The 22,475-nt window shown below is 62.4% G+C and carries 26 protein-coding genes; 4 read left to right on the top strand and 22 right to left on the bottom strand.

What is annotated here, in order from left to right:
• Positions 1-19 precede the first annotated feature (19 nt).
• Together ACT6SE_RS05305 and ACT6SE_RS05300 are read right to left on the bottom strand one after the other, a co-directional pair.
• On the bottom strand, positions 20-403 hold the full coding sequence (locus ACT6SE_RS05305; protein WP_046433505.1) for a hypothetical protein: 384 nt from the start codon (positions 401-403) through the stop codon (positions 20-22).
• A gap of 1 nt (position 404) precedes the next feature.
• Entirely contained in the window at positions 405-1,223 is an 819-nt protein-coding gene (locus tag ACT6SE_RS05300) for a hypothetical protein (protein ID WP_046433503.1), read from the bottom strand.
• Between the two features lie 106 nt (positions 1,224-1,329).
• Here ACT6SE_RS05300 and ACT6SE_RS05295 point away from each other — a divergent pair, with 106 nt between their 5' ends.
• From ACT6SE_RS05295 to ACT6SE_RS05285, 3 genes are all read left to right on the top strand, one after another.
• Positions 1,330-1,716, top strand: coding sequence for a helix-turn-helix domain-containing protein (locus tag ACT6SE_RS05295; RefSeq protein WP_024958708.1), 387 nt, complete (start codon positions 1,330-1,332; stop codon positions 1,714-1,716).
• Positions 1,710-2,021, top strand: a complete 312-nt coding sequence (locus ACT6SE_RS05290; RefSeq protein WP_136191685.1) for a hypothetical protein — start codon at positions 1,710-1,712, stop codon at positions 2,019-2,021. The genes ACT6SE_RS05295 and ACT6SE_RS05290 overlap by 7 nt, the downstream gene beginning before the upstream one ends.
• Before the next feature lie 135 nt (positions 2,022-2,156).
• Positions 2,157-4,763 (top strand): AAA family ATPase, encoded by a 2,607-nt coding sequence (locus ACT6SE_RS05285; protein WP_230548558.1) that lies wholly within the window; start codon positions 2,157-2,159, stop codon positions 4,761-4,763.
• Between the two features lie 33 nt (positions 4,764-4,796).
• Here the strand turns inward: ACT6SE_RS05285 and ACT6SE_RS05280 are convergent, their stop codons facing one another.
• The 5 genes from ACT6SE_RS05280 to ACT6SE_RS05260 form a co-directional block, all read right to left on the bottom strand.
• Positions 4,797-5,105, bottom strand: coding sequence for a hypothetical protein (locus tag ACT6SE_RS05280; protein WP_024958711.1), 309 nt, complete (start codon positions 5,103-5,105; stop codon positions 4,797-4,799).
• Positions 5,105-5,290 carry a hypothetical protein gene (locus tag ACT6SE_RS05275; RefSeq protein ID WP_008268538.1) on the bottom strand — a complete coding sequence of 62 codons (186 nt, stop codon included), beginning with the start codon at positions 5,288-5,290 and terminating at the stop codon, positions 5,105-5,107. Before ACT6SE_RS05275 ends, ACT6SE_RS05280 begins: the two co-directional genes overlap by 1 nt.
• Positions 5,291-5,326: 36 nt before the next feature.
• Positions 5,327-5,572, bottom strand: coding sequence for a hypothetical protein (locus ACT6SE_RS05270; RefSeq protein ID WP_024958712.1), 246 nt, complete (start codon positions 5,570-5,572; stop codon positions 5,327-5,329).
• Between the two features lie 471 nt (positions 5,573-6,043).
• A complete protein-coding gene (locus ACT6SE_RS05265) occupies positions 6,044-6,412 on the bottom strand; it encodes a hypothetical protein (RefSeq protein ID WP_024957548.1) in 369 nt (122 codons plus the stop codon).
• Positions 6,409-6,633, bottom strand: coding sequence for a hypothetical protein (locus ACT6SE_RS05260; RefSeq protein WP_024957547.1), 225 nt, complete (start codon positions 6,631-6,633; stop codon positions 6,409-6,411). Before ACT6SE_RS05260 ends, ACT6SE_RS05265 begins: the two co-directional genes overlap by 4 nt.
• A gap of 663 nt (positions 6,634-7,296) precedes the next feature.
• Here ACT6SE_RS05260 and ACT6SE_RS05255 point away from each other — a divergent pair.
• Positions 7,297-8,453 (top strand): IS3-like element ISStma5 family transposase gene (locus tag ACT6SE_RS05255; RefSeq protein ID WP_087944427.1). Its coding sequence is split into 2 segments (ribosomal slippage): positions 7,297-7,537 and positions 7,537-8,453, totalling 1,158 coding nucleotides; the frame shifts between segments, so codons are not numbered across the junction.
• Positions 8,454-8,796: 343 nt separating this feature from the next.
• On the opposite strand, the gene ACT6SE_RS05250 is transcribed toward ACT6SE_RS05255, so the two are convergent.
• The 15 genes from ACT6SE_RS05250 to ACT6SE_RS05180 all read right to left on the bottom strand — a co-directional run bounded on the left by ACT6SE_RS05250 (position 8,797) and on the right by ACT6SE_RS05180 (position 22,316).
• Positions 8,797-9,840: a hypothetical protein gene (locus tag ACT6SE_RS05250; protein ID WP_139042369.1), complete on the bottom strand. Its 1,044-nt coding sequence runs from the start codon at positions 9,838-9,840 to the stop codon at positions 8,797-8,799.
• Between the two features lie 68 nt (positions 9,841-9,908).
• Positions 9,909-10,223, bottom strand: coding sequence for a hypothetical protein (locus tag ACT6SE_RS05245; RefSeq protein ID WP_139042370.1), 315 nt, complete (start codon positions 10,221-10,223; stop codon positions 9,909-9,911).
• Positions 10,220-10,540: a hypothetical protein gene (locus tag ACT6SE_RS05240; RefSeq protein ID WP_049420819.1), complete on the bottom strand. Its 321-nt coding sequence runs from the start codon at positions 10,538-10,540 to the stop codon at positions 10,220-10,222. Before ACT6SE_RS05240 ends, ACT6SE_RS05245 begins: the two co-directional genes overlap by 4 nt.
• A gap of 232 nt (positions 10,541-10,772) precedes the next feature.
• On the bottom strand, positions 10,773-11,210 hold the full coding sequence (locus tag ACT6SE_RS05235) for a class I SAM-dependent methyltransferase (protein WP_230548482.1): 438 nt from the start codon (positions 11,208-11,210) through the stop codon (positions 10,773-10,775).
• 47 nt (positions 11,211-11,257) lie between these two features.
• The gene (locus tag ACT6SE_RS05230) at positions 11,258-11,731 is read right to left on the bottom strand and encodes a hypothetical protein (RefSeq protein ID WP_049420820.1); all 474 of its coding nucleotides are present in this window, start codon (positions 11,729-11,731) and stop codon (positions 11,258-11,260) included.
• 885 nt (positions 11,732-12,616) lie between these two features.
• Positions 12,617-13,630, bottom strand: coding sequence for an ArdC family protein (locus ACT6SE_RS05225; protein WP_057502475.1), 1,014 nt, complete (start codon positions 13,628-13,630; stop codon positions 12,617-12,619).
• Between the two features lie 67 nt (positions 13,631-13,697).
• Complete coding sequence (locus ACT6SE_RS05220; protein ID WP_049433832.1) at positions 13,698-13,943, bottom strand: hypothetical protein; 246 nt, start codon at positions 13,941-13,943, stop codon at positions 13,698-13,700.
• 91 nt (positions 13,944-14,034) lie between these two features.
• On the bottom strand, positions 14,035-15,909 hold the full coding sequence (locus ACT6SE_RS05215; RefSeq protein ID WP_180834177.1) for a DNA primase family protein: 1,875 nt from the start codon (positions 15,907-15,909) through the stop codon (positions 14,035-14,037).
• A gap of 57 nt (positions 15,910-15,966) precedes the next feature.
• On the bottom strand, positions 15,967-16,128 hold the full coding sequence (locus ACT6SE_RS05210) for a DUF3450 domain-containing protein (RefSeq protein ID WP_136191690.1): 162 nt from the start codon (positions 16,126-16,128) through the stop codon (positions 15,967-15,969).
• Between the two features lie 613 nt (positions 16,129-16,741).
• On the bottom strand, positions 16,742-17,467 hold the full coding sequence (locus tag ACT6SE_RS05205) for an N-6 DNA methylase (protein WP_033833383.1): 726 nt from the start codon (positions 17,465-17,467) through the stop codon (positions 16,742-16,744).
• The gene (locus tag ACT6SE_RS05200; RefSeq protein WP_229295621.1) at positions 17,460-18,149 is read right to left on the bottom strand and encodes a phage N-6-adenine-methyltransferase; all 690 of its coding nucleotides are present in this window, start codon (positions 18,147-18,149) and stop codon (positions 17,460-17,462) included. Before ACT6SE_RS05200 ends, ACT6SE_RS05205 begins: the two co-directional genes overlap by 8 nt.
• 122 nt (positions 18,150-18,271) lie before the next feature.
• Positions 18,272-18,520 carry a hypothetical protein gene (locus ACT6SE_RS05195; protein WP_046429568.1) on the bottom strand — a complete coding sequence of 83 codons (249 nt, stop codon included), beginning with the start codon at positions 18,518-18,520 and terminating at the stop codon, positions 18,272-18,274.
• A 224-nt stretch (positions 18,521-18,744) separates the two neighbouring features.
• Positions 18,745-19,674 carry a hypothetical protein gene (locus ACT6SE_RS05190; protein ID WP_046429566.1) on the bottom strand — a complete coding sequence of 310 codons (930 nt, stop codon included), beginning with the start codon at positions 19,672-19,674 and terminating at the stop codon, positions 18,745-18,747.
• A 37-nt stretch (positions 19,675-19,711) separates the two neighbouring features.
• Positions 19,712-20,368, bottom strand: coding sequence for a nucleotide-binding protein (locus ACT6SE_RS05185; protein WP_235319588.1), 657 nt, complete (start codon positions 20,366-20,368; stop codon positions 19,712-19,714).
• A 91-nt stretch (positions 20,369-20,459) separates the two neighbouring features.
• The gene (locus ACT6SE_RS05180; protein WP_224119354.1) at positions 20,460-22,316 is read right to left on the bottom strand and encodes an integrase arm-type DNA-binding domain-containing protein; all 1,857 of its coding nucleotides are present in this window, start codon (positions 22,314-22,316) and stop codon (positions 20,460-20,462) included.
• Positions 22,317-22,475: the final 159 nt, after the last annotated feature.

Below are 22,475 nucleotides of genomic sequence, written 5' to 3'. Positions count from 1 at the left end.
GCGGCGGACTGCGGCCCGTTTAGCCCGCAGACGTCCCTTCGTCGGTCACTTCGACCACTTGCCAGCCCTCGCCCTGCGGGCGGAACAGTGCACGCAGCTTCGGCTTGAGGGTGCTTGGCTCGGGCTTGGTGGGCTGGCCACCGATGGACCCCTGCGCTTTTACCGACCCGCCCACCATGCATTCTTGATCCCCATTGGGCTTCTTCTCGCAGTCGAGATCCAAGCCGCCCGCGTCGGTGACTTCAAACCGCCAAGAGCGCTGGAGGGTTGCCTGCCTCCCCTGCTCGGTGAAAAAGCCTTCCACGACCTTCACCCCGTCCTCCTTTGAGGGGCCCTTGTCACCAGAGCAGGCGGTCAGGGTCAAAAGTGCCGCTGCTGCGGCCACGATCAGTGCGTGCTTCATGTCATGCGTCCTTGTCTTTGGAGGGGGTGATGCCGATGTTCTGGGTCTTGTAGCCGATCTCCAGCCGGTCGATTTGGAGAACGATGTCGGGCAGGCCGTTGGGCTTCAACCTGCCCTCCACGACCTTGAAAAAGATTCGGTCTCCCGCGGCGTCGCGCCCCACCCGTCGCAGCTCGGCCGCGTCTTCCGGCTTCAATCGCAGCGCGGCGTGGTAGCGCCCGCCATGCTCGACCCCGACCACCGCACTGCCCTTGCCCAACGGCGAAGGGCCGATAACGGCCGTCGGAAGAAAGTCAGGCGAGCGGGGATACCAGTCGTGGTTCATGACCAGCACGTAGGCGAGGAGAATGTTGGTCTTGGGGTCGATCTCCACGTCGATGTAGGGCCGCAGGTAGAACGCATCGGTAGAGGCGATCTGCCGCGCCTTGGCCTCAAACGCAGAGGCCGGATCGCCTTGCAGGCCTACGCGTTTGAACTGGTGCCCCCATGAGCCAATGCAGTGGGTTCGCATCGCCGGTGCCAGGGCAGCGCCGGCCTTGGCCTGGGCAAAGAGGTTGTCTTCGCACATGCCGAAACCGGCCGACGCGGTGGCCGCCAAGCCCCACCGGATCCGGGTGTAGCCGTCGAGCACTGGAGGGTCGCCGTCGTCCCAGTAAGTGCCTGCCGGCTCCAGGTAACGCTTGGTCGCCGGGGCCGAGGCGGCGTCCTTGCCCGCCTGCATCAACCCCTTGCCAATCCTTCCCAAAATGCCGTCCTGGGCGGTGGCCGTCCCGCTGGCCAACGCCAGGCACACGGCCACGGCTGCAATCGCTTGCTTCATGCATCCCCCTGATCCCGGCCACCATGGCCTTATTTGCCATTTTGGCAAATGCGGTGCAGCATGGGAAGCGGCAGACTTGGGGATTGTTCCCGGTTCGTGATCGCCCATGCCTGCCCCTCTCGCCCCAGCTCACACGTTTGGCCGCCGCTTGCGCGAGGCCCGGCTGGCCAAGGGCCTGACGCAAGCACAGTTGGGGGCCGTGCTTGGGTTGGACGAGGAAAACTCCGCCGCTCCCAGGGTTTCTCGTTACGAGAGAGGAGATCGCGTGCCGGATCCTGCAACGATGGAAAAGCTGGCCCAAGCACTTGGCATGCCGGTCGCCTATTTCCATGCCACAAATGATCTAGTGGCAGAGACGTTGCTGGTGATGTCGCGGCTTGAACCCGAACAGCAGCGAGAGCTGCTGACGAAGGTGAGGGATTACGCCCAGAGCCGTGGCGTGGCCATCCTCCCGAGTAGCGACAACGATCTCAGGGAAGAGAAGACATGCTGAAACGACTTCGACGCTGGTGGCTGCAGCGGGATGCGCCAAGCCCGATGGCACCGGAGCAGTTGCAGGCGCTGATGGACATCAACCTTCTGGAAATCCAGTTGGCCGCGTTGGACGCCCTCAAGTCCTCGACGCCAGCCGCGGAAGCGGCCAGGCTGCGATCCCATGCTTGGCTCGCGTCGATGCGTGGGCAAGGCCCGGTCGGGACGCCGAACTGGAGCGAACTGCGGGCTGAAGCGCGAGCACTGAACCGTGATCTGGCAGCCGCCCTGGCTGCCGCCCAGATCGATGCCCCCTCAGAGGCCTGATCCCTACCGTTCGGGAAAACCATTTCCCCATCCCCTACGACCATCACCGACTTGCCTCCAAATGTGACCCGCGTCACTATTGCGGAAGGGGAACGGAGCCTTCCTGGCTCTGGCCATTCACAGGGGAAGTGACCGATGGCGAACAAGAATGGGGCCGCTGCGCCTACGACTCTGGAAGAGTGGTTGAATGGCCGCCCAAGCTGGCTGCGCATGGCCGCTTCCACGGTGATCCAGCACCGCCGCATGCCGAACGAAGAGGAGATGGAGGCGCTGGCGGATCACTGCCTGGCCGAGGCAGCCAAGAAGCTGGATGCTCCCCACCCGGCGTTGGCACCGGGAACCATCTTGGGGACACCCACCGCCGCTGAGCTTCGCATCGACTCGGTCTCCTCCATCTGCGGCGTCAATGCCCTTGGCGAGGACGCGGCATTGGACCTCAGCCAAGGCCAGATGACCGTGGTCTACGGACCCAACGGGGCCGGGAAATCGGGCTACGCCCGTTTGATGAAGCACGTTTGTGGCGCGCGGGCCAAGGGATCTATCCACGGCAACGTGTTCAAGCAGAATCCCGATGCTGCCTCTGCCTTGATCAAAGTCACGGCGACCCGATCCGACGGCACGACATCGTCTGCTGATCTCACTTGGCAAGCATCCGACGGTGCCCATTCGACGTTGAAAGCGGTCCCGGTCTTCGACTCAGCCACAGCGCTGGAGTTCGGAGACAGCGCCACCACCGCCACCCATCTTCCCCGGGCGATGCGGTTCGTCGGGATGCTCATCCACATCTCAGACGATCTCGCCACCCGATTGAAGGCCCGCGCCGCCAAGCTCACCAGCAAACTGCCCATCATCCCGGAAGAGCACGCGCAGAGCAGCGCTGCAACGGTCCTCCGGAAGTTGACGGCGAAACTGACCGAAGAGGATATTAACCAGCGTTGCGCCTTCCCCGCTGCACTGAACGATGAGCGTTTGGCGCTGGAGACCGCACTGGCCCAGGCGAACCCTGAAGTGGCCCACGCCAAGGCCGTCGGAGAGCTAGAACGCTTGTCGCAGATGGCCACAAGCATCTCGGCATTGAAGGAGAGCTTGAACGGCGAGAAGGCCCAAGCCCTCTTGGATGCCCGCAGCAATGCAGAGGTCAAGCGCCAGGCCGCCACCGCCTATGCCACGGCCTTCCTCAATGGGCTGCCGCTCAAAGGCGTCGGAGACGCCGTGTGGCGAACCCTTTGGGACGCTGCAAAGGCGTATTCGACAGGTCTTGCCTACCGTGACCACCCTTTCCCCCACGTTGGGGACGAATCCCGTTGTGTCCTCTGCCAGCAACCGTTGGGAGACGACGGCAAGGCCCGCTTGGCCAGCTTTGAAAGCTACCTCAACGACACCCTGCAGACAGAAGCTAAGAGCGCGGAAGACGCGCTGACGGCGCTGAAGAAAGCGTTGCCCAGTCCTCTCACCGATGTCGCCTGGCAGGCCCAGTGCGCTGCTATTGGCTTGGAAGCCCCCCAAGCCACTGAGCTGTTTGAGGCCATCCATGCGAGATTGAAAGCCATGGCCGAGGCCACGGCGGCTCCGGCAGTGCAGTGGTCGGTGTGGACCAACGCCTACGATCAGAAGGTCAAGACCACTAGCGCTGATCGCGACGCGCTGGCGGGCTTGCTGGACCCGACGGGACGGAAGGAGAAGGAAAGCCGCCTAGCAGAGCTGAAAGCACAACAGTGGCTGTCGGAGCAGCGCGATGCGGTATGGGCCGACGTGATCCGCCTCAAACGCGTGGGAACGGTGGAAGCCGCTGTCCGGTCCACCTCAACCAGCCAGTTGACGACCAAAAGCAATGACATTGGCGAGTCGGAGTTGGCCAAGGGCTATTGCGACCGCTTCAATGCCGAGTTGCGGGCGCTGGGGGGCCATTCGCTTCCTGTCCGCATGTCGTATCGATCCCAAGGCAAAGGGGCGTTCACGTTTTACGTTGAGCTGAAGGACGCGCAAGGCGCCCAGAAGAATCGTGAAATCCTGAGCGAGGGTGAGCAACGCATCGTGGCGTTGGCAGCCTTCCTGGCCGACGCGACGGGCCTTGAACGGGGCATGCCCGTGATCTTCGACGACCCCATCTCCTCCCTGGATCAGCGCTTTGAGGAGGCGGTCGCCAAACGCCTCGTAGATCTGGCCGAGCATCGCCAGGTGATCGTGTTCACACATCGATTGTCACTGATGGTCCTACTGCAGAGTGCCGCCAAGCAGCGGGCCAACCTCGATCAGCCTACGGTCAAGGTCGCGGTTGAATCGATCGCCCGCGATGGAAGCAGGACCGGCATGCCGGCGCAGATCAATACGTTCTCTCTGAAGCCACAATCCGGCTTGAACCAAATGATCAGCAGCATCGGACAGCTTAAGAAGCTTGATCCGCCACTAAAAGAACTTGCCCTGAAGGCCGCCTGCAGCAACTTCCGAATCTTGGTTGAGCGCTCTGTAGAGGACGAGCTTTGTTCTGGCGTCATCAACCGCTACCGGCGCGAGATCAACACGCTCAACAAGCTACAGCGGCTCAGTGCAATCACCCCAGCAGACTGCGCACTGATCGACGGGATGATGACGAAGTATTCGGCATTCGAGCACTCCCAACCCACCGACACCCCCAGTTGGCTTCCGGGTCCGGACGAACTGCTAAAGGACGTTCAAGACATGCTCGAATGGTGCAAGGAGTTCGGTAAGCGAGCGGAAACCGCGGCGAAACCCAAGGCGTAGCCCTGACCACCCGTTACTGCGTGCTCACGTTCATCAGAAGCGCCGCTTGCCAGCGCTTCCCACAGCAGGTGGCAGCGCTTGATGCAACTCGTGCGCGCGAAGAAACGCGTGCAGCCACTCTTCGGCGTCCTTGACGCCCGTCATTTCCCGAATCACCACCCCGGCCAAGCAATCCCCAGGGACGGCAAACAGGTCGTCGTTCAGATCGCTGCTGGACAGAGGGGTATGGAAATCGGCCCCCTCTTGGAACGCCTGAAGCAGGTGCTGCCGGGCAAGAGGATCCCGGCGTGCCGCCCATGCGAGGCGAACGAGCTCCGACGATGGCCAGGGTGCGGGGGTCATCAGAACTCGTAACCGTCTGGCACGCCCGAGGGGATGCCCTGCATGGGGCCCGAGTAGCCCACCTGCTGAACCAGGTTCTGGGCGGTTTGCGACATGCGATCCAGGCGTTCCGGGACTTGGTCCAGGGCGAACAGAACCATGCCAAAAAGGGCGATGTTGAGCAGTTTGTTGAAAAGTTTTCGCACGAGCGAGGTCCTCCGTGGTTGTCAGGGGTTCGGGTTTCAAAAAAGCTGGTGGTGTTGGGCGATGCCGAACAGGCAAAGCGCCCAAGTGGCCGCAATCGCTGCAGGAGCCAGGCAGAGCGACACGCCGATGGCAATGTCCGACAGCTTGGCCTTGGGGTCGGTCACCATCTCCCATCCCAGCTTGGCCGCTCCCATGCCCGACATGGCGTCGAACAGGAATCGCAGGAGGGCTCCAGGGGTGGAGGACCGGGCGGGCGCTTGGGTTTGGCTGCGGGTATTCATCAGAGCGCATCCAGTCGATCAGCAATGGCCAATCCGGCGACCAATCCAGCCAAGAGGCAAAAAGCAAAGAACGTCAACATGGGGTTCCCTTTGGTTAAAGAGCATCGGCGCTCTTCTCTGATCTCAAAGTAAAAGAAAACCAACTTTTCGCAATAGATTGACCCTACATTTTTATGACTAAAACACAAAACTGACGGAAAAAAGCAGAAAACACAAAAACCCTAAAACACCTCACATTTCCAGCCCAGCGTCGGGCCCGGCGGAAGCCGAGGCCCCACCCGCCCTTCCCCCAATGCGCTTTTGCTTCATGCCACTTTTGACGTTGCCTTTTTCTCTTCAAGAGCTCAAAAGAACGCGGCCTGGGCCGCGCCTGAAAAGCCCCCTCCGGGGAGGTTAGGACGTGGGCCAGGGCTTCCCCCAGCCTCCGCGTGGCTGTCCTTGGCCCCATGCCCGCAAAAGGCGTCCGAGGGATCAGGCGTTGGCTTGGATGCATAGCCAGACCAGCTGGCGGACGGCCTCGGTCAGACGAATCCCAGCCCGGTTAGCGTCAATCTGCAGGGCCGTCACGGCATGGAGTCCCAGCTGCACACTGGGGAGCGCGGCCCTGTAGCGCTCTCGCCCCTTCGACCCCTCCCCGGTCCACGGCGTCGGGCGTCGAGGGGAAAACGGTTCTCGAATCTGGGCGTGTTGCTCGATGAGTTGAGCCAGTGCAGCGCGCATGCTCAGGCCTTGCGCGGCGGCCAGGGCTTGAAACGCGGCTTTGCTGGGCGCGTCAATCCACGTCTCGTGGATGGTTTCGACCAAGCGTTCTGGGGGGCGGAGAATGTAGCGTTTGGTCATGCAGGGCTCCCGTGCGGCTTGGCCATCCATCCTTGGGCGGCCGCTTCTTCAGCGGTCAGCAACGCGGAAGTGCCCAGGAAGCGTGTGAGCTGGTAATGGCCGATGGTGTGCGGATACCGCTGGAGGTGGGCGTGCATGGCTTTGTCGAAGTAGCACTGGCCACCCGAGCGGCGCTGGTATGCGTAGAAGCGTTTGCGGCGACTCGTTGCTGGCGTCTTCATGCCGAACCCGCGCAATCGTCGCAACGCTGCATTTCTGCCGGATACGTTGAGAAGGGGTAGGCCCCTTTCTGCCCCACTTCCCCGCAGCACCCACACTGCATGAGCCCCCGAGCCGTTTGGCAAATCGCGGCCTCCGGGCCTTGCCAAACCACGCCGACAACGACGGCTTCCCAGGAGCTGCCGCTCCCGGCAACCACAGTGAGCCTGTCGCCGTTCCGAACGTTCGGGGCGGGCACCCGGGCGCCCCACTCGCCCGTCTGGAGTTGGATGGGGCTGGCGTGGTGGTGGGCCATTAGAAGAACCCCCGATAACCATGGGCAAGTAAGCCGGACCGGCCAATAACGTAAGCAATCATGCGAAAACCTTTGAAGAGGGGGCGCTCCCTCGCTACCCACGCAAACTAAGCCACCCCCAAAAAATCGCAATACTTTGCGTCTACGTTTTATTGACTAAGTATCAAAACCGCCAAACGGGCCGCAGATCGATGGAAAACTTGAAACGCAGCACATTTCCCGCCAAGCGCCGGGCCCGGCGGAAGCCGAGGCCCCACCTGCCTTTTTTCCCAAAGCGCTTTTGCTCCATGCTACTTTTGACGTTGCTTGGGTTCACCCCCGTTTTCACGGACACTTACGAGAAGGCCGATCAAGGCCATGAGGAGTGTTCATGTCGAAGCGAAGGAAGTTCAGCACCGAGTTCAAGCGCGGTGCGGTTGAGCAGGCCAGCCAGCCGGGCGTCAGCTGTGCCCAGGTGGCCCGGGAGCTGGGGATCCGGGATGCATTGCTGACCCGCTGGAAGCGGGAGGCCCAGAGCCGGGGCCAGGTGGCCTTCGGTGGCACCGGGACGCCCCGGGACGAGGAACTGGCGCGGCTCAAGCGCGAGCTGGCCCGGGTGAAGAAGGAGCGGGATTTTTTGCGAGAAGCGGCGACGTTCTTTGCCAAGGGATCATCCTGAGGTATCAGGTGATCGAACGTTGCCGCGATGAGTTTCCAGTGCGACTGATGTGTCGTTGCCTGCGGGTCTCGGCCAGCGGTTACTACGACTGGAGTAAGCGCTTGCCCAGTGCCCGGGAGCGCGACAACCAGCGCTTGCTCGGCCGGATCCGTGAGTTGCATGAGGACAGCCGGGGCACATTGGGCGCCGGCCGGATGCATGAAGACCTTGCCGAGGAAGGCGAGACGGCGAGCCTGAACCGGGTGGCGCGTCTGATGGCGACCGATGGCCTGCAGGGTTGGCCGCGACCGAAGCGGCGAGGCCAGCGCGGCAAGCCGGCGCTGACGCCGCCGGGTGTGCGCAACCTGCTGGAGCGGGACTTCACCGCGTTGGAGCCGGAGACCAGGTGGGTCACCGACATCACCGAGCTCAAGACCCGGCAAGGCAAGCTGTATCTGTGCATCGTGCTGGACCTGTTTGACCAGCGGGTGGTGGGGTGGTCAATGCATCATCGTCAGGATCGTCAGATGGTGATCAGGGCCGTGCAGATGGCGGTCTGGCAGCGCCAAGGCAGCCATCCACTGATCCTGCACTCCGACCGTGGCAGCCAGTTCCGAAGCGGCGACTACCAGCGTTACCTGGCGGCCAACGGCTTGGTGTGCTCGATGAGCGCGGTGGGCCACTGCGGTGACAACGCCGCGTGCGAAGGCTTCTTCGGCCTGCTCAAGCGCGAGCGGGTCTACCGCATGACCTACCCAACGCTCGATGCCGCGAGGGCGGATGTGTTCGAATACATCGAGCGGTTCCACAACCCGAGGATGCGACGAAGGGTCGCCAGGCAAGACCAGAAGTTCTCAGCCCTTTTACAACCGTCCGTGATTTCGGGGTAGAACCCGTGCTCCGGCCCTTTCAGGACGCGCCCCAACCAAAGGGCTTGGCGGTCCAGGCCGATGGTGGCCGGCGACACGCCCAAGCGCTGGGCCACCTCGACCGAGGTCAGCCCGGCTCGGACCAGCCGCTGCACCTGCTGGCGACGCTCAGCGAGCTCGCGGGCTTGGCGGTCCCGGAACGCCTGCCGTCCGGAGCCCGCCAGGCGGTGCCGCCGGACAAAGCGGTTCACGGCTTGGTGGGTGACGCCCAGGCGTTGGGCCAAGGCGCGCTGAGTCCCCCCTTCGTCCAGCAAGGATTGAACCTGGGCCGGGGAGCGGCCGCCGAGGAAGCCTTTGCGTGGAATCATGATGGAGCGGCCTGACGACGTCGCCCATCGCGCGGCGCTTTGAGACCTGCTCTTTTCATGTAAACAGATATAGACGACGCGCTGACCCCAAGATGCAGAGCCACAGCGTTGGCCGTCTGGAATCGGACGAGCAGGATCTCGACCTCTGCTCGACTCAAGCCCGAGAGGGTCATTTTCTCCGCCGGTTTACGCATGCCCGGAAGCTTCAGCGGTTTGCGGTCGGTCGATGGTGTGTTGGCCTGGCGGCATCGCCCGTCCCGTGGCGCTTTGAGGCCGGCTCTCTTCATGTAAGAGGACACATGCGCCCCACTGGTTCCGAGATGCAACGCCACTGCCTTGATGGTCTGGAATCGAGCAAGAAGGGCCTCGATCTCTGCTCGACTCAAGCCCAAAAGGGTCATTTTCTCTGCCGGCAGACGCACACGCGGCAGCTTCAGCGCTTTGCGGTCGGCCGTTATGCACGCGTATGGCACGGCCAACTGTTGCGCCATTTCAGACACCGATAGGCCGGCCTCGCTCAACCGGCGCACCTCTTTGCGCCGAGCCAGAACAACCGCCTTCTTTCCGTTTTGCGGTATGTCCAGTTCGTATTTCTTGCAAAACAGGCTAACCGCTTGCTGCGTGACGCCGATCCGAGCCGCCACACGGGTGCGGGTGCCCAGTTCGTGGAGCAGGCTCAGCACTTCCTCAACCGAGTGCCCTGCAATGCTCCTCGGTTGTCGTTGGCAGACCGGCAACCGCAGTCCAAGGGCTTGAGCATCTTTCTGCAAGGTGTAAACAGCCACCCCGAGGAACCTTGCGATGTCCTTTCGTGCCATGCCGGCCTGAATGCAGGCGCGGACCGCATAGCGGCGTTGGCTCACATACGCCCGGTAGCGCTCCGAGGGCATGGCATCCGCAGGATCCACACGCTGGGCGTGCTCGATTTGCTCCGCTTCGCCGTGTGCGTTGCGGTGCGCGGCCAGGGCGTCGTCCACGTCCTTGCTGAAAGGCGTGTTGCGTTGGGCTGCGTCGTAGATGGCCCGGATGTCTGCGGGCATCGGCAACAGCTCGATGCCATCCGGCCCGGGAAGAACGCCTGGGGCAAACAAGGTGGACGGCTCGCGTGTCATCGGCCCACCCAGTAGCCCAGCCCCGCGCTAAGCAAGGTGGCCGCGTATAGAGCGGCGTCCTCAGCGCTGGAAATGTTGAGGGCCATTACCACCGCCCCGAATGCGAGCGTGAGGACGCAACCCGCGAAGATCCCCCCAAAAATCGCGAAATCCACGTAGAGCGATGCGTCGCGCTTCCCGGCGCAGAAAAGGGCCAGCGATTGCTTTACGGTCGGGTAAGTCAACGCGATCATAAAAGAGAGAAACGCCGCCGAGCAGAGAAACACAGCAAGGACCAGCACGGAAATAACTAGCATCGTCAACGCACTCATCCGCGCGACCTCCCCTTGCCCCAGAAAAAGGCCAGCAGACAGAGCACCGCGACCGTGCCGAGGACAAACAGGCCTCCCCCGGTGGCGAGCTGGTGCCAGACGCTGAAGGTGGCTTGGGCCAAGAACGCGGCGATGACCACCATCCCAACTCCAAACAGCCCGCCATGGATCACGACGCGGCCGTGCGTGCGAGCGTCTCGCTCACCGCCTCTTACCCGTTGCCAGGCTGCCTTAGCGTCGCCAAAGCGCTTGAACGTCCAGAGCGGGACCAGGACCATGAGGCCAAGCAGGGTCAGCAGAAGGATCGCGCTCACCATGGGCGGCCTCCCGCGCGACTCCTCAGCGGGCGCGCCTGGAAGGTGAGAGGTTGGCCCCACTGGCTGGGCTTGAGATTCCACGCCATTGGCAGGTGGTGCAGCTCGTGAGGTTGCGCAGGGGAGCAGTCCATGCCATCCAGGATTTGGAGCGCAAAGGGAAGCGCACGGAGTTCCTCGGCCAAAGAGTCCATGCCGTCCCAGACAAAGGCCCCAGCCGAAATAGATATAGCCATCAGCGCTGCCCCTTCATAAAGCAGATCCAGTGCGTCGCTGCACGCTTGCCGCTGGGGTGACCGAACAGGGGCCTCTCATCCGTCAGTGCCAAGATTTCGCTGACCTTGATCTGGGTTTCGTTCCACTTGAAGACCAGCACCCCCGAAGGCTCCAGCACGCGAAAGCATTCGGCGAACCCGGCTCGCAGGTCTTCGCGCCAAGTGCTGGGGTTGAGGCAGCCATACTTGGCGCGCATCCAGCTTTGCTCCCCCGCTTTGCGCAAGTGAGGCGGATCGAACACGACCAGCTTGAAGCGCCCGTCCGGGAATGGCAGGGCTCGAAAGTCCATGCCCTGGTCCGGGCGAACTTCCAGGTGCCGGCCGTCGCACAGTGTGTGTTCCTCGGAACGGATGTCGCCGTAAATGGCGCGCTCGTCGGCTCGGTCGAACCAAAACATGCGGCTACCGCAACACGGGTCTAGCACTGCTTGAGTGGAGCCATCCATCAGCGCTGCCCCTCAATCGGCACAACGCGGGTCTTGCTGCCCCTACCCGTCAAGAACACCTTGTCACCGGCGCGGATCGGCAGGTCATCGGCCTGAACAATGGCAATGACTTTTCCGGTCTCCAGATGGCGGACATACACTTCCATCCCGCGGCGCTTGCTCACCCCGTTTTGGATGGCCGTGCCGGCGACGCCCCCAATCACCCCACCCGCCACCCTGGCGGCGCTGCGGTAGTCGCCTTTGACCTCGCGAGCGGCCCCATAACCCACGGCCGCGCCGATGGCGGAACCGGCGTTGAGGCGATTGTCAGATTTGATGTCCACGCTGCGGACCATCAGCACCTCGCCCAGGCGGGCGTTCTGAACGGACAAGGTTTCGCTGGCGCCGTATCGGCGGGCGGAAGTAGTGTCAGCAGCCGAGGCCGTCAAGGGGAGCAGGCCGACAAGGGCCAGAGAAAGAACCAAAACGCGCATGAGGCCTCCTTTTTTGAATGGGTTGCACCATCCATAACAAAAGGTTTGGTTTGCGCAAGGGGATCTGGAAAAGAAAGAGGCGGCTTTCGCCGCCTTTCTCGTTACTTACAGGGATGCGCTTCCGAAATATCCGACGCGACGGCATCCCTCCCAACACCGCGAACACAAACGGCCGGCGGTGAAAGCCGTGGCTGGTCGCCAGCCCGCACGATCAACCGGGTGGTTCGGCCGAGAACGTCAACGGCCACTGCCAACGAACGGCCGTCGCTCCAAGGACGGTCGAAGGAGCCTTCGAGCTGAACCCTTCCTTCTTGGACCTTCTCCCAAGCGATACCCCCGGCATTGAGAAGGCTGGGGAAATCGTCCAGGGTCGCGCCCTTGGGCAGGTCTACCTCCCCCAACAGGATCACGGAAGTGGCCGCAGTTTCGCTCTCAAGTGGAGCAGTGCCGGGCTGACTGGAACACCCCGCAGAGAGCAGCAACGCACCGGCGATGGCCGACAAACAAAGATTGCGCATAGATCCTCCTTTTTTGTGTGAGTAGAAATACCCATAACAAAGAAAAGGGGATGCGCAAGGGGCTGCAAAGAGAAAAGGGTGGCGTTCGCCACCCCTCTCAATCCAGCGTAAGAAGCTCAAGAAACAACATGGCGCTTAGTTAAACGGCCTAGGAAATCACTAACCAAGCATTCTTTCAACCCCGACGACGGCAAACGTCGGAAACCAAGGATTATAACAACAGCAAGGATAACCACCCAACCACCTTCTAACCGCTCACCCTGGAAAAGTTCTCAGTTAGAAGTAGAGGAATCGGACCACAGCCGGGACTTCCCCCAGCACATTCATTTCTAACTCGAAACCTCAAAAGGTCAACCCCCTACCTGCGCTAAGCAACCTGGCGTTCCTTGCGTCGCGATGGGGTCCTTCGACCGGCTTCCGTCTTTCGCCCCTGCTCCATGTCCTGCTCCTTCTTGACCTGCGGCAGCGGCTCGCGTTCAAACGCCGGGATGTCCAAAAAGGTCATGACCTTCTCCGCTTGGCTGGCTGCGCGGAACAGGGTCCTGGGGTCATCGGCCAGGGCTTTCATCCAGGACTGCAGGTAGGCGGCGTGTTGCTCTTCGTGCTCCTTGCCCAGGGCAATACCCAGGCGCTCGGAAATGAAAAGGCTGGACAACTCCGCCACCAGTTCCTCTTTTGCGTAGTCCTGGCTGCCGAACCGACCGGCCTGGTCGCGGTCGAGCCGGTGTTTGGCGCCGGTCCAGTGGGCCAACTCGTGGAGCAACGTGGCCTGATAGCTGACGTCATCTCTGAAAGTGTGGTGCTTCGGCAGGTGAATCGAATCCGCGGCGATGGAGTAGAACGCTCGGTTGCCACCGTCGTGATGAAGTTTTGGCTGGTGCTTGTCCAACAACTCCCGCACACGCAAGTTGCGGATCGACTCGGGCATGACGAAGGGCGGCGGGGGCTCGGGCATGCCGTCCATTTGGCTGGCATTGAACACCGTGGCGACGAACACCGATGGCCCTTGGTATCCGTTCTTCTCTTCGCCCTCGGTCAACGGCTCGGCCCCGTCTTTGGCCTTGCCCGTCTTGCTGAAATCCCAGTAGGCGATCCGCTGCCCCTTCTCGCCGCGCTTGACCTGGGTGCCAATGCTTTCGGCCTGGCGATAGGTCAGCCAGCGGTCGTCTTGGTAGCCATGGGTTAGTTGGGCACCGCGCAGGATGAGTGTGTTGCTGCCGCGATAAGCCTTGCCCGTGGTCGGGTTCCAAGGCCCGTTGATCGAGCCGTTCTGCGGGGCGTCGGGATCATTCCATGGGCGGCGCCAGGGGATGGTGCCCTGCTGCATGAGCGCAAGCATTCGCTCGGCGGTGGCTTGGATGAGATCGGAATACTTGGACATGCGGGGTTGCCTCAAATCTTTTTCAACCTCCTGCGCCTCCAAGCGGGTGGTTGTGGGTGGGGTCGGGTCAGAACTCGATATGAAGGGTCAGACTCTTGCGGTGATACAACGCTCGCCGCACCAGCTCGGCGATTTCGTCCTCGCTGCGCAATCCCTGGTCGCCGTCTTTTCCCAGACGGACATGGAGACCAAACCCGCTTTGCACGAGCAAGTATTGCGGGTCCGCTTCCGGTGTCTCTGGGCTCTCTAGATCGGCCAGGCTGATGGCCGATTCGGGGAACGCGTCGTCGGGGATGTGGTTGGGCGATGGCATGGGGGCTCCGTTTTGGTTTGGATACCCCTTTGCAATAGCGCAACGTCGCCGGTTGTAAAGGCCTGCCCCGGAAATGCCCGGCGTTGCTGGGTTAGCCGGCCTTCTTCTTTTCCGCTTCGGCCTTGCGTTGCTCGCGCGCCTGTCGCTCCCGGCGATCCTGCCTCTCCCATGCGGCGGCGTTCTTGGCTTGGCGCTCCCGTTCGGCGCGGCGTTCCGCCTGGACCTGCTCGTAGGGCGTATTGGTGAAGCCAAAGACGTCTCGGATGGCATCGGGCATGTCGGCGAAGTCCTGCTCGTCTTGCCGTTCGGCGGCGACGGCCAGTGCTTCGTTCTGGGCGTCGTTGGCCGCCTTGGCCTGCTCAGATTCGGATTGGCGGGCTTCTGGGGTCAGGGCCTCCAGCCGCTTGAGCTCCTGCTCTTGTGCGCGCTCGGCGTCGGTCTGCTCGCCCTTCCAGCAGCAGAGGTAGCAGTCCAACTGCTCGCCCTCCACGCGCCGATTCGACGGGCGCCCACGCAGGTGCCCGGCAGTCTTCAAGCCGCGGGTGAACTGGCGCTGCGAGAGGATTTCCTCCGGTTCAAAGCCCTTCTTCTCGCACCAGGCCGCATAGCGGGCATGGATGGCCTTGACGCTTTGCCACTGCTCACTGCCAGCGGCGGCACCGAACTGCACGCGGTCGGCATGGGCCCAGGCGGCGATGGAATCGGCGTTGTGGATGACGGCCTGCTTGTAAGCACGCGCAGCCTCCGGGAGCTCGTGGTCGGCCATGAAGCGACCGCGGGCCACGACTCGGCGGGCGCCTTCCAGCATCCAGTCGAGGAACAACTGGCCTTCTTCTGCAAGCAGCTTCTTGCTGAAGTCAGGAATGCGGTCACTCTCCGGGATCACGTTCGCCCACTCCACGATGGAGAGGCGGCGGGCCACGCCGCCGGACTTGTCGCGGAAGAACGGCGCGGAGTTGGAGCTGATGATCCACTTGGCCTTGGACTGGTAGTTCAGAACCGAGAGGTGCTTGCGATTGATCGCGATGCCGTTGCCGCTGACCAGGGTCTTGAACGTGCCCTCTTTCCACTTCTCGCACTCCACCTCATCCACCAAGATCAGCTGGCTGCCCAGGATGCCTTCGAGTGCAAACGTGTCGCTCAACGTGCCCAGGTCCAGGCGGGCCACTTTGTTGTGGACGCCTTCGACGCACTCGGCCAGCGTGCTCTTGCCGCTGCCGGCGGCGCCATGCCACCACGCCGCGATCTGATAGGAACCGGGCAGCAAGGTCATCCCGCACTGCTCCTGCACCAAGGCGCGCACGCCTTCGTCCGGCAACGCATGGGCCAGGAACTTGCCCAGCAGGCTATCGGCCGGCACGGAGCTGGGGATGTAGCGCTGGCCGGGCGTGGCGCCCGTGGCGATGTTCAGGGCGTGGGTCATGCCGTAGCGCGGCTGGGGTTCCAACGCCTGGATGCTGTCGGCGGTGATTTCCAGGTAAGCGTCAGCGCAGGGGACCACCGCCCGCTTGGGTTCCAACTGCGGCAACGCGCTTTGCTGGCCTAGGCGGGTGCGGGCGTAGGCCCAGCAACTCGAAGCGAGCTTGTCGCTGGCCTTTGCGGGGATGTTGGCATCGAGCCAGTCGGACGCCAGGCCGTCGCCGAGGCCGCGGTGAACCAGCGCCCAGTGATTTGCACTCCAACGGTAGACCAGCGTCGATTGCGTCGCGGATTCGTCGCGGACGCTGGCCCAGAGGTGGCCGTCGAGCCCCAACTGGAGGTGGCGAGCGAACAAGAAGTCCAGGCTTTCCGGGCGCAGCTCGCCTTTGTTGAGCTTGGCTTGCTTGTGGCGATCCAAGGCCCGTTGTTCAACCTTGAGATTGCTGGCGTAATCCCGCCGGTTTTTCTCCCAGTGCTTTTCGATGAGAAAAGCAACCTCAGGGGGGTTGACGACCGACGGATCTTGAGGGAGATTGTTCGTAGACATTGTAGTTCGGCTCCAACGACTCCCCGCCCGGCAAGGCGGGGTTTCGCGTTTGTGGGGTTAGGCGACGTGCGGCAACGCGTTGTCGAGGATCCGGCGCAGCTTCTCGCTGGGAGAAATCCCCGACCGCTTGGCTTCGGCTTTCAGCCGCTCAATCAACGCCCTTTCCATGCGGGCATTGAAAGGGTCTTTGCGTGGGGTTTGGTTCTGCTGCGTGCTCATGGGTTCTCCGTGTTGCATCCGTAATACATTCAAGAAAGCAGGTTTCTTGAAACCGTCAAGCCCCTTCCCCAGAAATATTTTTTAGCTGCTGGTTAACTTTTCTGCTGGTTTTCTGTTTTTTCTTAAACCAGCAGACAAACCAGCAACTAAAAACCTTCCAAGTGATTGTTTAATCTCGTTTTTGTTCAAAAAATAAGCTAACTGCTGGTTTGCTGGTTAAAAAAACAGGTTTACGCTACGCGCCAACGTCTCATTTGGTCGAGAGATTTTCACTTATTCTTAACATTTTACAGTTGCAGAGAAAAAGTGAAAAAAATTAACCAGCAAACCAGCAGGAGCCTTCAAAGCCTTACGTGACAAGGGTTTTGCTGCTGGTTTGGCTGCTGGTTAACGGTTTTGGGGTTAACCAGCAGGAGCGTTAACCAGCAGTCTTTCCTAACAAACCGATACGGTTGGATTATTTTTCGTATGGAATGGCTTTCAGGAAAGCGGGGTAACAAGCACTTGTTACCCGGTTTCTGCGGGTTGAAGAGCAAAAGCAAAAGCGGCTTGGAGCAAGAGCCGGCGGCTGCTCGCCGCCGAGTCTTGGAGAGGGGAAAGGCGGGCCTCCGGCCTACTCGTAGTTGAAGGAGTGGGACCAGAACCCGCATCGCCTAGGGTCGGCCAACTCGTCCCCTTCTGCCTGCCCCTCTCCTTCCGTCTGCTTTTTTCCTCGGACCAGCTCGTTTCCCACCGTCACTTTGACTTCCCTAAGCGGCAGGGAATGAAAGGTCTGGTTCATGTGAATCTGCAAAGCTGTCATCGCTGCGCACAAGGGATCAATGTCTCCCGCGCGAACCCGGATTTCATTGCTTGAAATGAGGTTGAGGCGACTCCGGATCGCGGCCAGGGCCAGTGAGCCGGCACCACAACAACAGTCATAGACGTTACCCACGCTGGCACTGGGGTGCCGCCAGGTGAGGTTGGTGGCAAGGGCTTGAACCAGATCGAGAAGATCGCCGGGAGTGAAAGACTGCCCCAGCCCTTCCCCGCCCTTCCTGGCCAGCAGCTCGGCATGGACCTGCCCAAGAATGTCTTCAAACGGCCTGCTTGCAGCGACAGCGTCGAAGTAAGCGGTGATGGCCGCCCCCACCTCGGCCACTGCGACGGCTCTTTCTTGCAAGGGGGTAAATGCAAGCACTTTGGGGTCGATGTGAGCCACCAGCTTCACGTGGTAAATCCCGAGTGACATCAGCGCGTGCTGAACAAACGTTTCGACTGCAACCCGCGGATTCCACGGTTTGCCATCGGTGGAAGGGATGGCGCGAATGGCCTTCACCAGGTTGGCGACCTCATTCATCGTTGGCCGCCCCCATGTCAGCATCCAACACCCAACTCACACGCGCGAAATCCAGCTCCAAGTAACACCCGCGGATCTGCCCCTCCCTGACCGCCCGCTTCAAGCGACGGGCACCCTCCTCGCCGTAGGCAATCCACGCAGGGCCAGCAGGGGGCGCGTCACCTACGTCTCCGTTGGCCCGGTGGAACTTCAGGCGGCCCTCCTGGAAAACCACCGCGCTGATGTTGGGATGGTTGAGCACGAAGCGCTGAAACCACTTGGTTTCCGTCCTCGCAAACACCAGGGCGATGCCACCGCCCGGGTGGTTGGCCATCTTCTCCATCCAGGCCTCTTGCCCCCGGCCGAACGGCGGGTTCATGAAAACGAAGGCATCCGCCGGCCATTCCGACGCCAGGCCGTCATCGCTGGGCTTGAGCATCCGAGCCGCGGTGGGCCACGGCATCCCGTTCTCGGGCGTTGCCGGATCCAGGTCGAAGGGCCCCAGGCCAGTGTAGCCTTCCTTCGGGCTGCCCCAAATGAGCTCCGGCGGGGTGAGCCAGGTGTCCGTGCTTTGTGCTGCGGGCAGGCGGTCGTAACCGACCATGGCGGACGCGAGCTTGGTGGCGCGAGGGGCCGAGGTGTTCTTGCGCTGCTTCGGCAGGGACAGCGCGCTGGGGTCGAAGGGGTGAGCAGCAGCGTTCATGGGAAATCTCCAGGGTTGAGGGGTTTTTGGGCAAAGCTCCGCCAGCACGGCTGGTCGGCCGCGTTTCGCGAAAAGGGTTGAGGGGGTTGGGCCTAGGCCCGGGTTACCGCTGCGCTGCTGGCTTAGCCGTTGGCGGCGTCGGCCACGTCCAGGAAGCTGTCCAGCGTTGCCAGCTGCAGGGTGAGCACCCGGGCGGGGTGGTGGCCGCGCATGTCGCGGTTGGGCACGATGACCGACGTGCTGGTGTCAGCGGCGAGCTGGGTCAGGGCCTGAGGCAAGGCGTCGGCCAGGGCGTCGATGAGGACCTGCGGTGTCAGGGTGGAGAAGTGGGTCGAGAGCGAGGGGTCGAGCGAGAGGATGAGCGGCTGCATGGCGGTGTCTGTGTCGATTGGTGTGGCGCCAGCCTATCGATCAGGACATGGGAATCGGGCCCAAAAGGGGCGCTTGCCCCTTTCCCGTGCGGACACAAAAAAGCCCCAAGGGCGACCTGGGGCTTGAGCGGGTGAACAAGGCTGCGGCGGAAGCCGCGGCCTCCCTGCCTTTTCTTCCAAGACCGAGCCGGCGGGTAGCCGGCGAGAAATGCTCCAGCCTCCGGTCAGAACGGGCACGGCTTGCGAGCCTGACCTGTGGCAGCCGGCAGGGTCAAATCGAACAACGCCTCGCGAACCTCGGACTGAAGCATCTGCACGTCGCGCTCCTCTCCCCTCCACATGTCCAGCATTGCCGCCTGGACGGCTTGGGCGGTTGGGCTTTCCTCTTGAGCAACCGCCTCACGGGCTTTTCGGATGTCTTGCTCCACCCGGGTTAGGAGCTGGGCCAGCTCGCCCTGGGCGCTTTCCAGCAGCTCCTTGTAGCGTCCCGCGCAATCCTTTTTCAGCGCCTCGTCCGCCCAGGGCAGCGTGAACGCTTCGGGCAGCGTGGCTTCCTTTTGCATGAACATCACCACGCCCCGCTCGTCCTGCTGGAGCGCCCCACGCGCGCCACGCAGCAGCGCTGCAAGTGCAACCCTCTCCTCTTCACTGAGGTGGGAAAGGTCCAGCGTTGACACCTTGCCGTCCACCAGCCCCAGGCGGATCTGGGTTTTTTTGACCACTTGGAACGTCGCCGCTGGCCTTTTGACGGTTGCCCCAAGCAAGTCCTCATCGCGCCGAGACTCACGCCAGCGGCGAACCTTGGGGGCGCCCCTCACCCCTTCTGCCCATTCCAGAAGTCGGGGCAGGCCAATGGCCGCATGCTTGCCATCGTCTGCAAGCAACGGACCTGTTTCGCTGTCCATCGTTGCGAGAACCCGGAAAACCTTTTGGTTGATTCCCAGAAGTCCAGCGGCCTGCGCCGATGTCCACGGCGGGCTCAACTCCACCTTCGTTTTCGCCTTGGCCGCTTTCGCCTCTTGGTCAATGTCGTTCTTCAGACGCTTCCAGGAGACGCCCTCGCCGGCCAGGAACGCCGGGTGCTTTTGGCCCCAGGTTTTTCTGTAGCGTTTTAACAGCTGTGTTTCCGCTTCCTGCTTGGAATCAAGGGACATGGGTTTGCCGCATGGGTGGAATGACGATGGTAGCCGGTCAGAACCGGAACGGTGTGCGAGTGATTGGGTCCGCCGCGGGCGGCAGGCCGTCGTCCAAGCCTTGCGCACGGGCTTGGTTCCGGACCGCCCTCCACGCCGCCTGGAACGCGGATTGTGCCGCCTCCATTGCGTCATCGAATGGCTCGCGCGCCGCGACGCTGGTCCAAGGCTCCAGCAGCGCCTCGGCCAGGGGGGCCTCCCAGAGTTCGCCCTCGGCCAGGGCGCGATCCAGGGTGTCCTCGTCCACGGTGAGCACGTGCCCGGCAATCAGCCCTCCCACCACCGCCCATGGGTGGGGAATGGCCCAACCTTCATGGGACGTGATCAACGCAGCAAAGCGCCCGGCGTTCTTGCGCAGCTTTTCCAATGCCACCTTGGCCTCGTGGATCTGCCGCTCCAGCTCCAGCTCTCGCTGCTGTTGGCTCAAGCGCTCCAGCTCAGCGCTCAGCCGACGCTCTTTCGCTGACCTGCCCTGACGCCCATCCTTCCAAGCCACCAGTTCGTCGTAGTCGTATTTCACACGCTGGTTGGGGCCATTGACGGCGCTGCCGGTGGCCTTCTGAAAGCGGGGCCCGGTGGGCGGGGTGCGTCGCCTCCACTCGCCCAGCGTGTCGGCATGGATGCCCAAGAACCACGCGGCGGCCTTGGCGGACACCAACCCGCCTCCAGCGCTCTTCGCCCGGGCCAACTCTGCGTTCCAAGAGGCTTCCGCTTTGGCTTGGAACGCCTCTTCTGTGCGAACGGGCTCAATCCTCGTCATCGAGCGCCACCTTCTGGTTGCGTGCTGCAAAAATCGTCACTGGCGGGTCGTTGACCTCATCCAGCCGCGGCTTGTCCGTGCCCTTCCAGCGGTTCCAGACCCGGGGACTGCTCGCCATCATGTGCTCTTCCACCACGGCAAACGCTTGACGCAGGACCGACCACTCCTGCTCGGTGTAGATCGCGTCGGTGGCCGCGGAATCCTTGTCCTTGATCCGGTGGTGAAGCATCTGCGACACGACCCGGGCCTTGGTGCCGTGAATCCGTTCGGCATAGCGCCCCAGAGTGCGACGCAAATCGTGGGGGGTCAGGCCGATGTCCACCTCCTCGCGCAAATCGATCAGCCCAGCGTCGCGACGCACGTTGGCGATGATGGATTTGCTGTCGGAGTAATGACCCGTTTTGCTGCGCCCGGACCTTGCCGGAAAGACGAACCGGGTTCGATCCAACGCGTGCTCAGCGTCGGCCACCGCCGCCTCCAAGGCGTCGATCAGTCCCCGTTGCCCACCCCGTTTGCTCGCGGCGCTCAGCGCGGCCTTGGCGGCCTCCAATCCCTGCTTGGCCCCTGTATCGTCTGCGCGCTCGTTGAAGCGCCGCTGCAGGACGCGCTCGGCGAAGTAGGTGACGGGCAAGAACCGCTGCTCCTTGTTCTTGGTCTCGAAAAGGTAGACCTGGCTGCCCGCCCGCTTGGTGGTCGGGTTGATGTCCTCTGGCCCCGCCAGCCAGACCCAGGACACCATTTCCTGCGACAACTCTCCGGGCGTGCAGCGGTCATACCAGCGCAACGGAGCAGCCTCGCTGCGCCGTGTTCCCCAAAGCAAGGTCAGCAGCAGGTAGTCCGCCCCGGCCGCATTGCGCCCGCCTTGTTCGTCCCGCCGTGCTGCAATGGCTTTGAGGACCTTGGGCAGCGTTTTGTCGTCCAGGGGATTGCGAACCTCTGCCCGGCTGTAATGGTTTCGCAGCTCGTGCGCTTCCCGGAGCATGTCGCGGGTATGGATCACCACCAGCGGGTTGTAGAACTGGCGCTGGGGACGGCCAAACCGATGATCGCGGGCTCTTTCCTCGTCGATGAGGAAATCCACCGCTCGCCTGGCGTCCGAAAACGTGTGTTCCGTTGAACTCAACCCTGCAGCTCGCACCCGCTGGATGTATTTGCCGGTGATGCCCAACGCTTCCAGCTGGGAAACGGTGAGCTTGGCCCAATCCGCCACCTCCGCCAGCTTTCTGCTCATGTCCCGCGGAATGCGATTGGACAGTTGCATGGAACTGATCCGGCAAGCATCAAAGGCCTGCTGGATGACCTCCAAATGGAGCTCGTTCAAGGTTTTGTCCGCCAACCCAACCGTGGGGCGTGAAAGGCGGGCCAAACTGTCCCTCACCGCGTCCACGCTGGCCGGCTTGATCTTCTTGTTCTTTGCGCGGGCGTCCAAGTGGGCGATGTAACGCTCCAATGCCTCGCGCAGGGTCAGATCCCCGAACTCTTTTTCCGATTCCCTTTCCAGCGTTTCCAGCAACTGCTGGCGCTTGACGTGGACGGGGTTCTTCCCCGTTTCCTTCAACAGCGCCAGGTGCTCCCTGCACGCCTCCCTGGCCTCGTCCAGCCCCATGTCGCTCACGTTGCCCAAGGTGAAGCGGATCGGCGTGCCCGTGGGCCCTCGTTTCTGGCCAACGTAGGTGGTCATCGTGGAGCCGACCCGGAAGCCAAACCCCGTGGGAGCCCCCGGCCCGCCGTCCAGCACCACGTAAGCCTTCCCGTCCGGGCGCGGGACCAGCCGAACCTTTCCTTGCGCATCCAAGGCCGGGCCTTTGTGGACCGACAGCGCCAGCACCTGGGCGTAGGTCAAACTAAACTTGAGCGAACCCGCCCTACTGCTTGACGCTGGACTCTTCATCGCATGCCCCTCCGGGTGCCGGTGTTGCTACAGTAACGCACGCCCGCGGTCATTGCTACACGGCGTTGCTACACCCCACCCCACCCCATCCCGCGCCCGTCGCTACATCGT

This window comes from Stenotrophomonas sp. LC732 (assembly GCF_052446685.1).
Classification (GTDB): domain Bacteria; phylum Pseudomonadota; class Gammaproteobacteria; order Xanthomonadales; family Xanthomonadaceae; genus Stenotrophomonas; species Stenotrophomonas muris.
This window is presented reverse-complemented; position numbering and strand designations above follow the sequence as displayed.

What these genes read in the sequence shown, in the direction of transcription:
- ACT6SE_RS05305 (WP_046433505.1), bottom strand. Translation starts at nt 403, where the DNA reads ATGAAGCACGCACTGATCGTGGCCGCAGCAGCGGCACTTTTGACCCTG.
- ACT6SE_RS05300 (WP_046433503.1), bottom strand. Translation starts at nt 1,223, where the DNA reads ATGAAGCAAGCGATTGCAGCCGTGGCCGTGTGCCTGGCGTTGGCCAGC.
- ACT6SE_RS05295 (WP_024958708.1), top strand. Translation starts at nt 1,330, where the DNA reads ATGCCTGCCCCTCTCGCCCCAGCTCACACGTTTGGCCGCCGCTTGCGC.
- ACT6SE_RS05290 (WP_136191685.1), top strand. Translation starts at nt 1,710, where the DNA reads ATGCTGAAACGACTTCGACGCTGGTGGCTGCAGCGGGATGCGCCAAGC.
- ACT6SE_RS05285 (WP_230548558.1), top strand. Translation starts at nt 2,157, where the DNA reads ATGGCGAACAAGAATGGGGCCGCTGCGCCTACGACTCTGGAAGAGTGG.
- ACT6SE_RS05280 (WP_024958711.1), bottom strand. Translation starts at nt 5,105, where the DNA reads ATGACCCCCGCACCCTGGCCATCGTCGGAGCTCGTTCGCCTCGCATGG.
- ACT6SE_RS05270 (WP_024958712.1), bottom strand. Translation starts at nt 5,572, where the DNA reads ATGAATACCCGCAGCCAAACCCAAGCGCCCGCCCGGTCCTCCACCCCT.
- ACT6SE_RS05265 (WP_024957548.1), bottom strand. Translation starts at nt 6,412, where the DNA reads ATGACCAAACGCTACATTCTCCGCCCCCCAGAACGCTTGGTCGAAACC.
- ACT6SE_RS05260 (WP_024957547.1), bottom strand. Translation starts at nt 6,633, where the DNA reads ATGAAGACGCCAGCAACGAGTCGCCGCAAACGCTTCTACGCATACCAG.
- ACT6SE_RS05250 (WP_139042369.1), bottom strand. Translation starts at nt 9,840, where the DNA reads ATGCCCGCAGACATCCGGGCCATCTACGACGCAGCCCAACGCAACACG.
- ACT6SE_RS05245 (WP_139042370.1), bottom strand. Translation starts at nt 10,223, where the DNA reads ATGAGTGCGTTGACGATGCTAGTTATTTCCGTGCTGGTCCTTGCTGTG.
- ACT6SE_RS05240 (WP_049420819.1), bottom strand. Translation starts at nt 10,540, where the DNA reads ATGGTGAGCGCGATCCTTCTGCTGACCCTGCTTGGCCTCATGGTCCTG.
- ACT6SE_RS05235 (WP_230548482.1), bottom strand. Translation starts at nt 11,210, where the DNA reads ATGTTTTGGTTCGACCGAGCCGACGAGCGCGCCATTTACGGCGACATC.
- ACT6SE_RS05230 (WP_049420820.1), bottom strand. Translation starts at nt 11,731, where the DNA reads ATGCGCGTTTTGGTTCTTTCTCTGGCCCTTGTCGGCCTGCTCCCCTTG.
- ACT6SE_RS05225 (WP_057502475.1), bottom strand. Translation starts at nt 13,630, where the DNA reads ATGTCCAAGTATTCCGATCTCATCCAAGCCACCGCCGAGCGAATGCTT.
- ACT6SE_RS05220 (WP_049433832.1), bottom strand. Translation starts at nt 13,943, where the DNA reads ATGCCATCGCCCAACCACATCCCCGACGACGCGTTCCCCGAATCGGCC.
- ACT6SE_RS05215 (WP_180834177.1), bottom strand. Translation starts at nt 15,909, where the DNA reads ATGTCTACGAACAATCTCCCTCAAGATCCGTCGGTCGTCAACCCCCCT.
- ACT6SE_RS05210 (WP_136191690.1), bottom strand. Translation starts at nt 16,128, where the DNA reads ATGAGCACGCAGCAGAACCAAACCCCACGCAAAGACCCTTTCAATGCC.
- ACT6SE_RS05205 (WP_033833383.1), bottom strand. Translation starts at nt 17,467, where the DNA reads ATGAATGAGGTCGCCAACCTGGTGAAGGCCATTCGCGCCATCCCTTCC.
- ACT6SE_RS05200 (WP_229295621.1), bottom strand. Translation starts at nt 18,149, where the DNA reads ATGAACGCTGCTGCTCACCCCTTCGACCCCAGCGCGCTGTCCCTGCCG.
- ACT6SE_RS05195 (WP_046429568.1), bottom strand. Translation starts at nt 18,520, where the DNA reads ATGCAGCCGCTCATCCTCTCGCTCGACCCCTCGCTCTCGACCCACTTC.
- ACT6SE_RS05190 (WP_046429566.1), bottom strand. Translation starts at nt 19,674, where the DNA reads ATGTCCCTTGATTCCAAGCAGGAAGCGGAAACACAGCTGTTAAAACGC.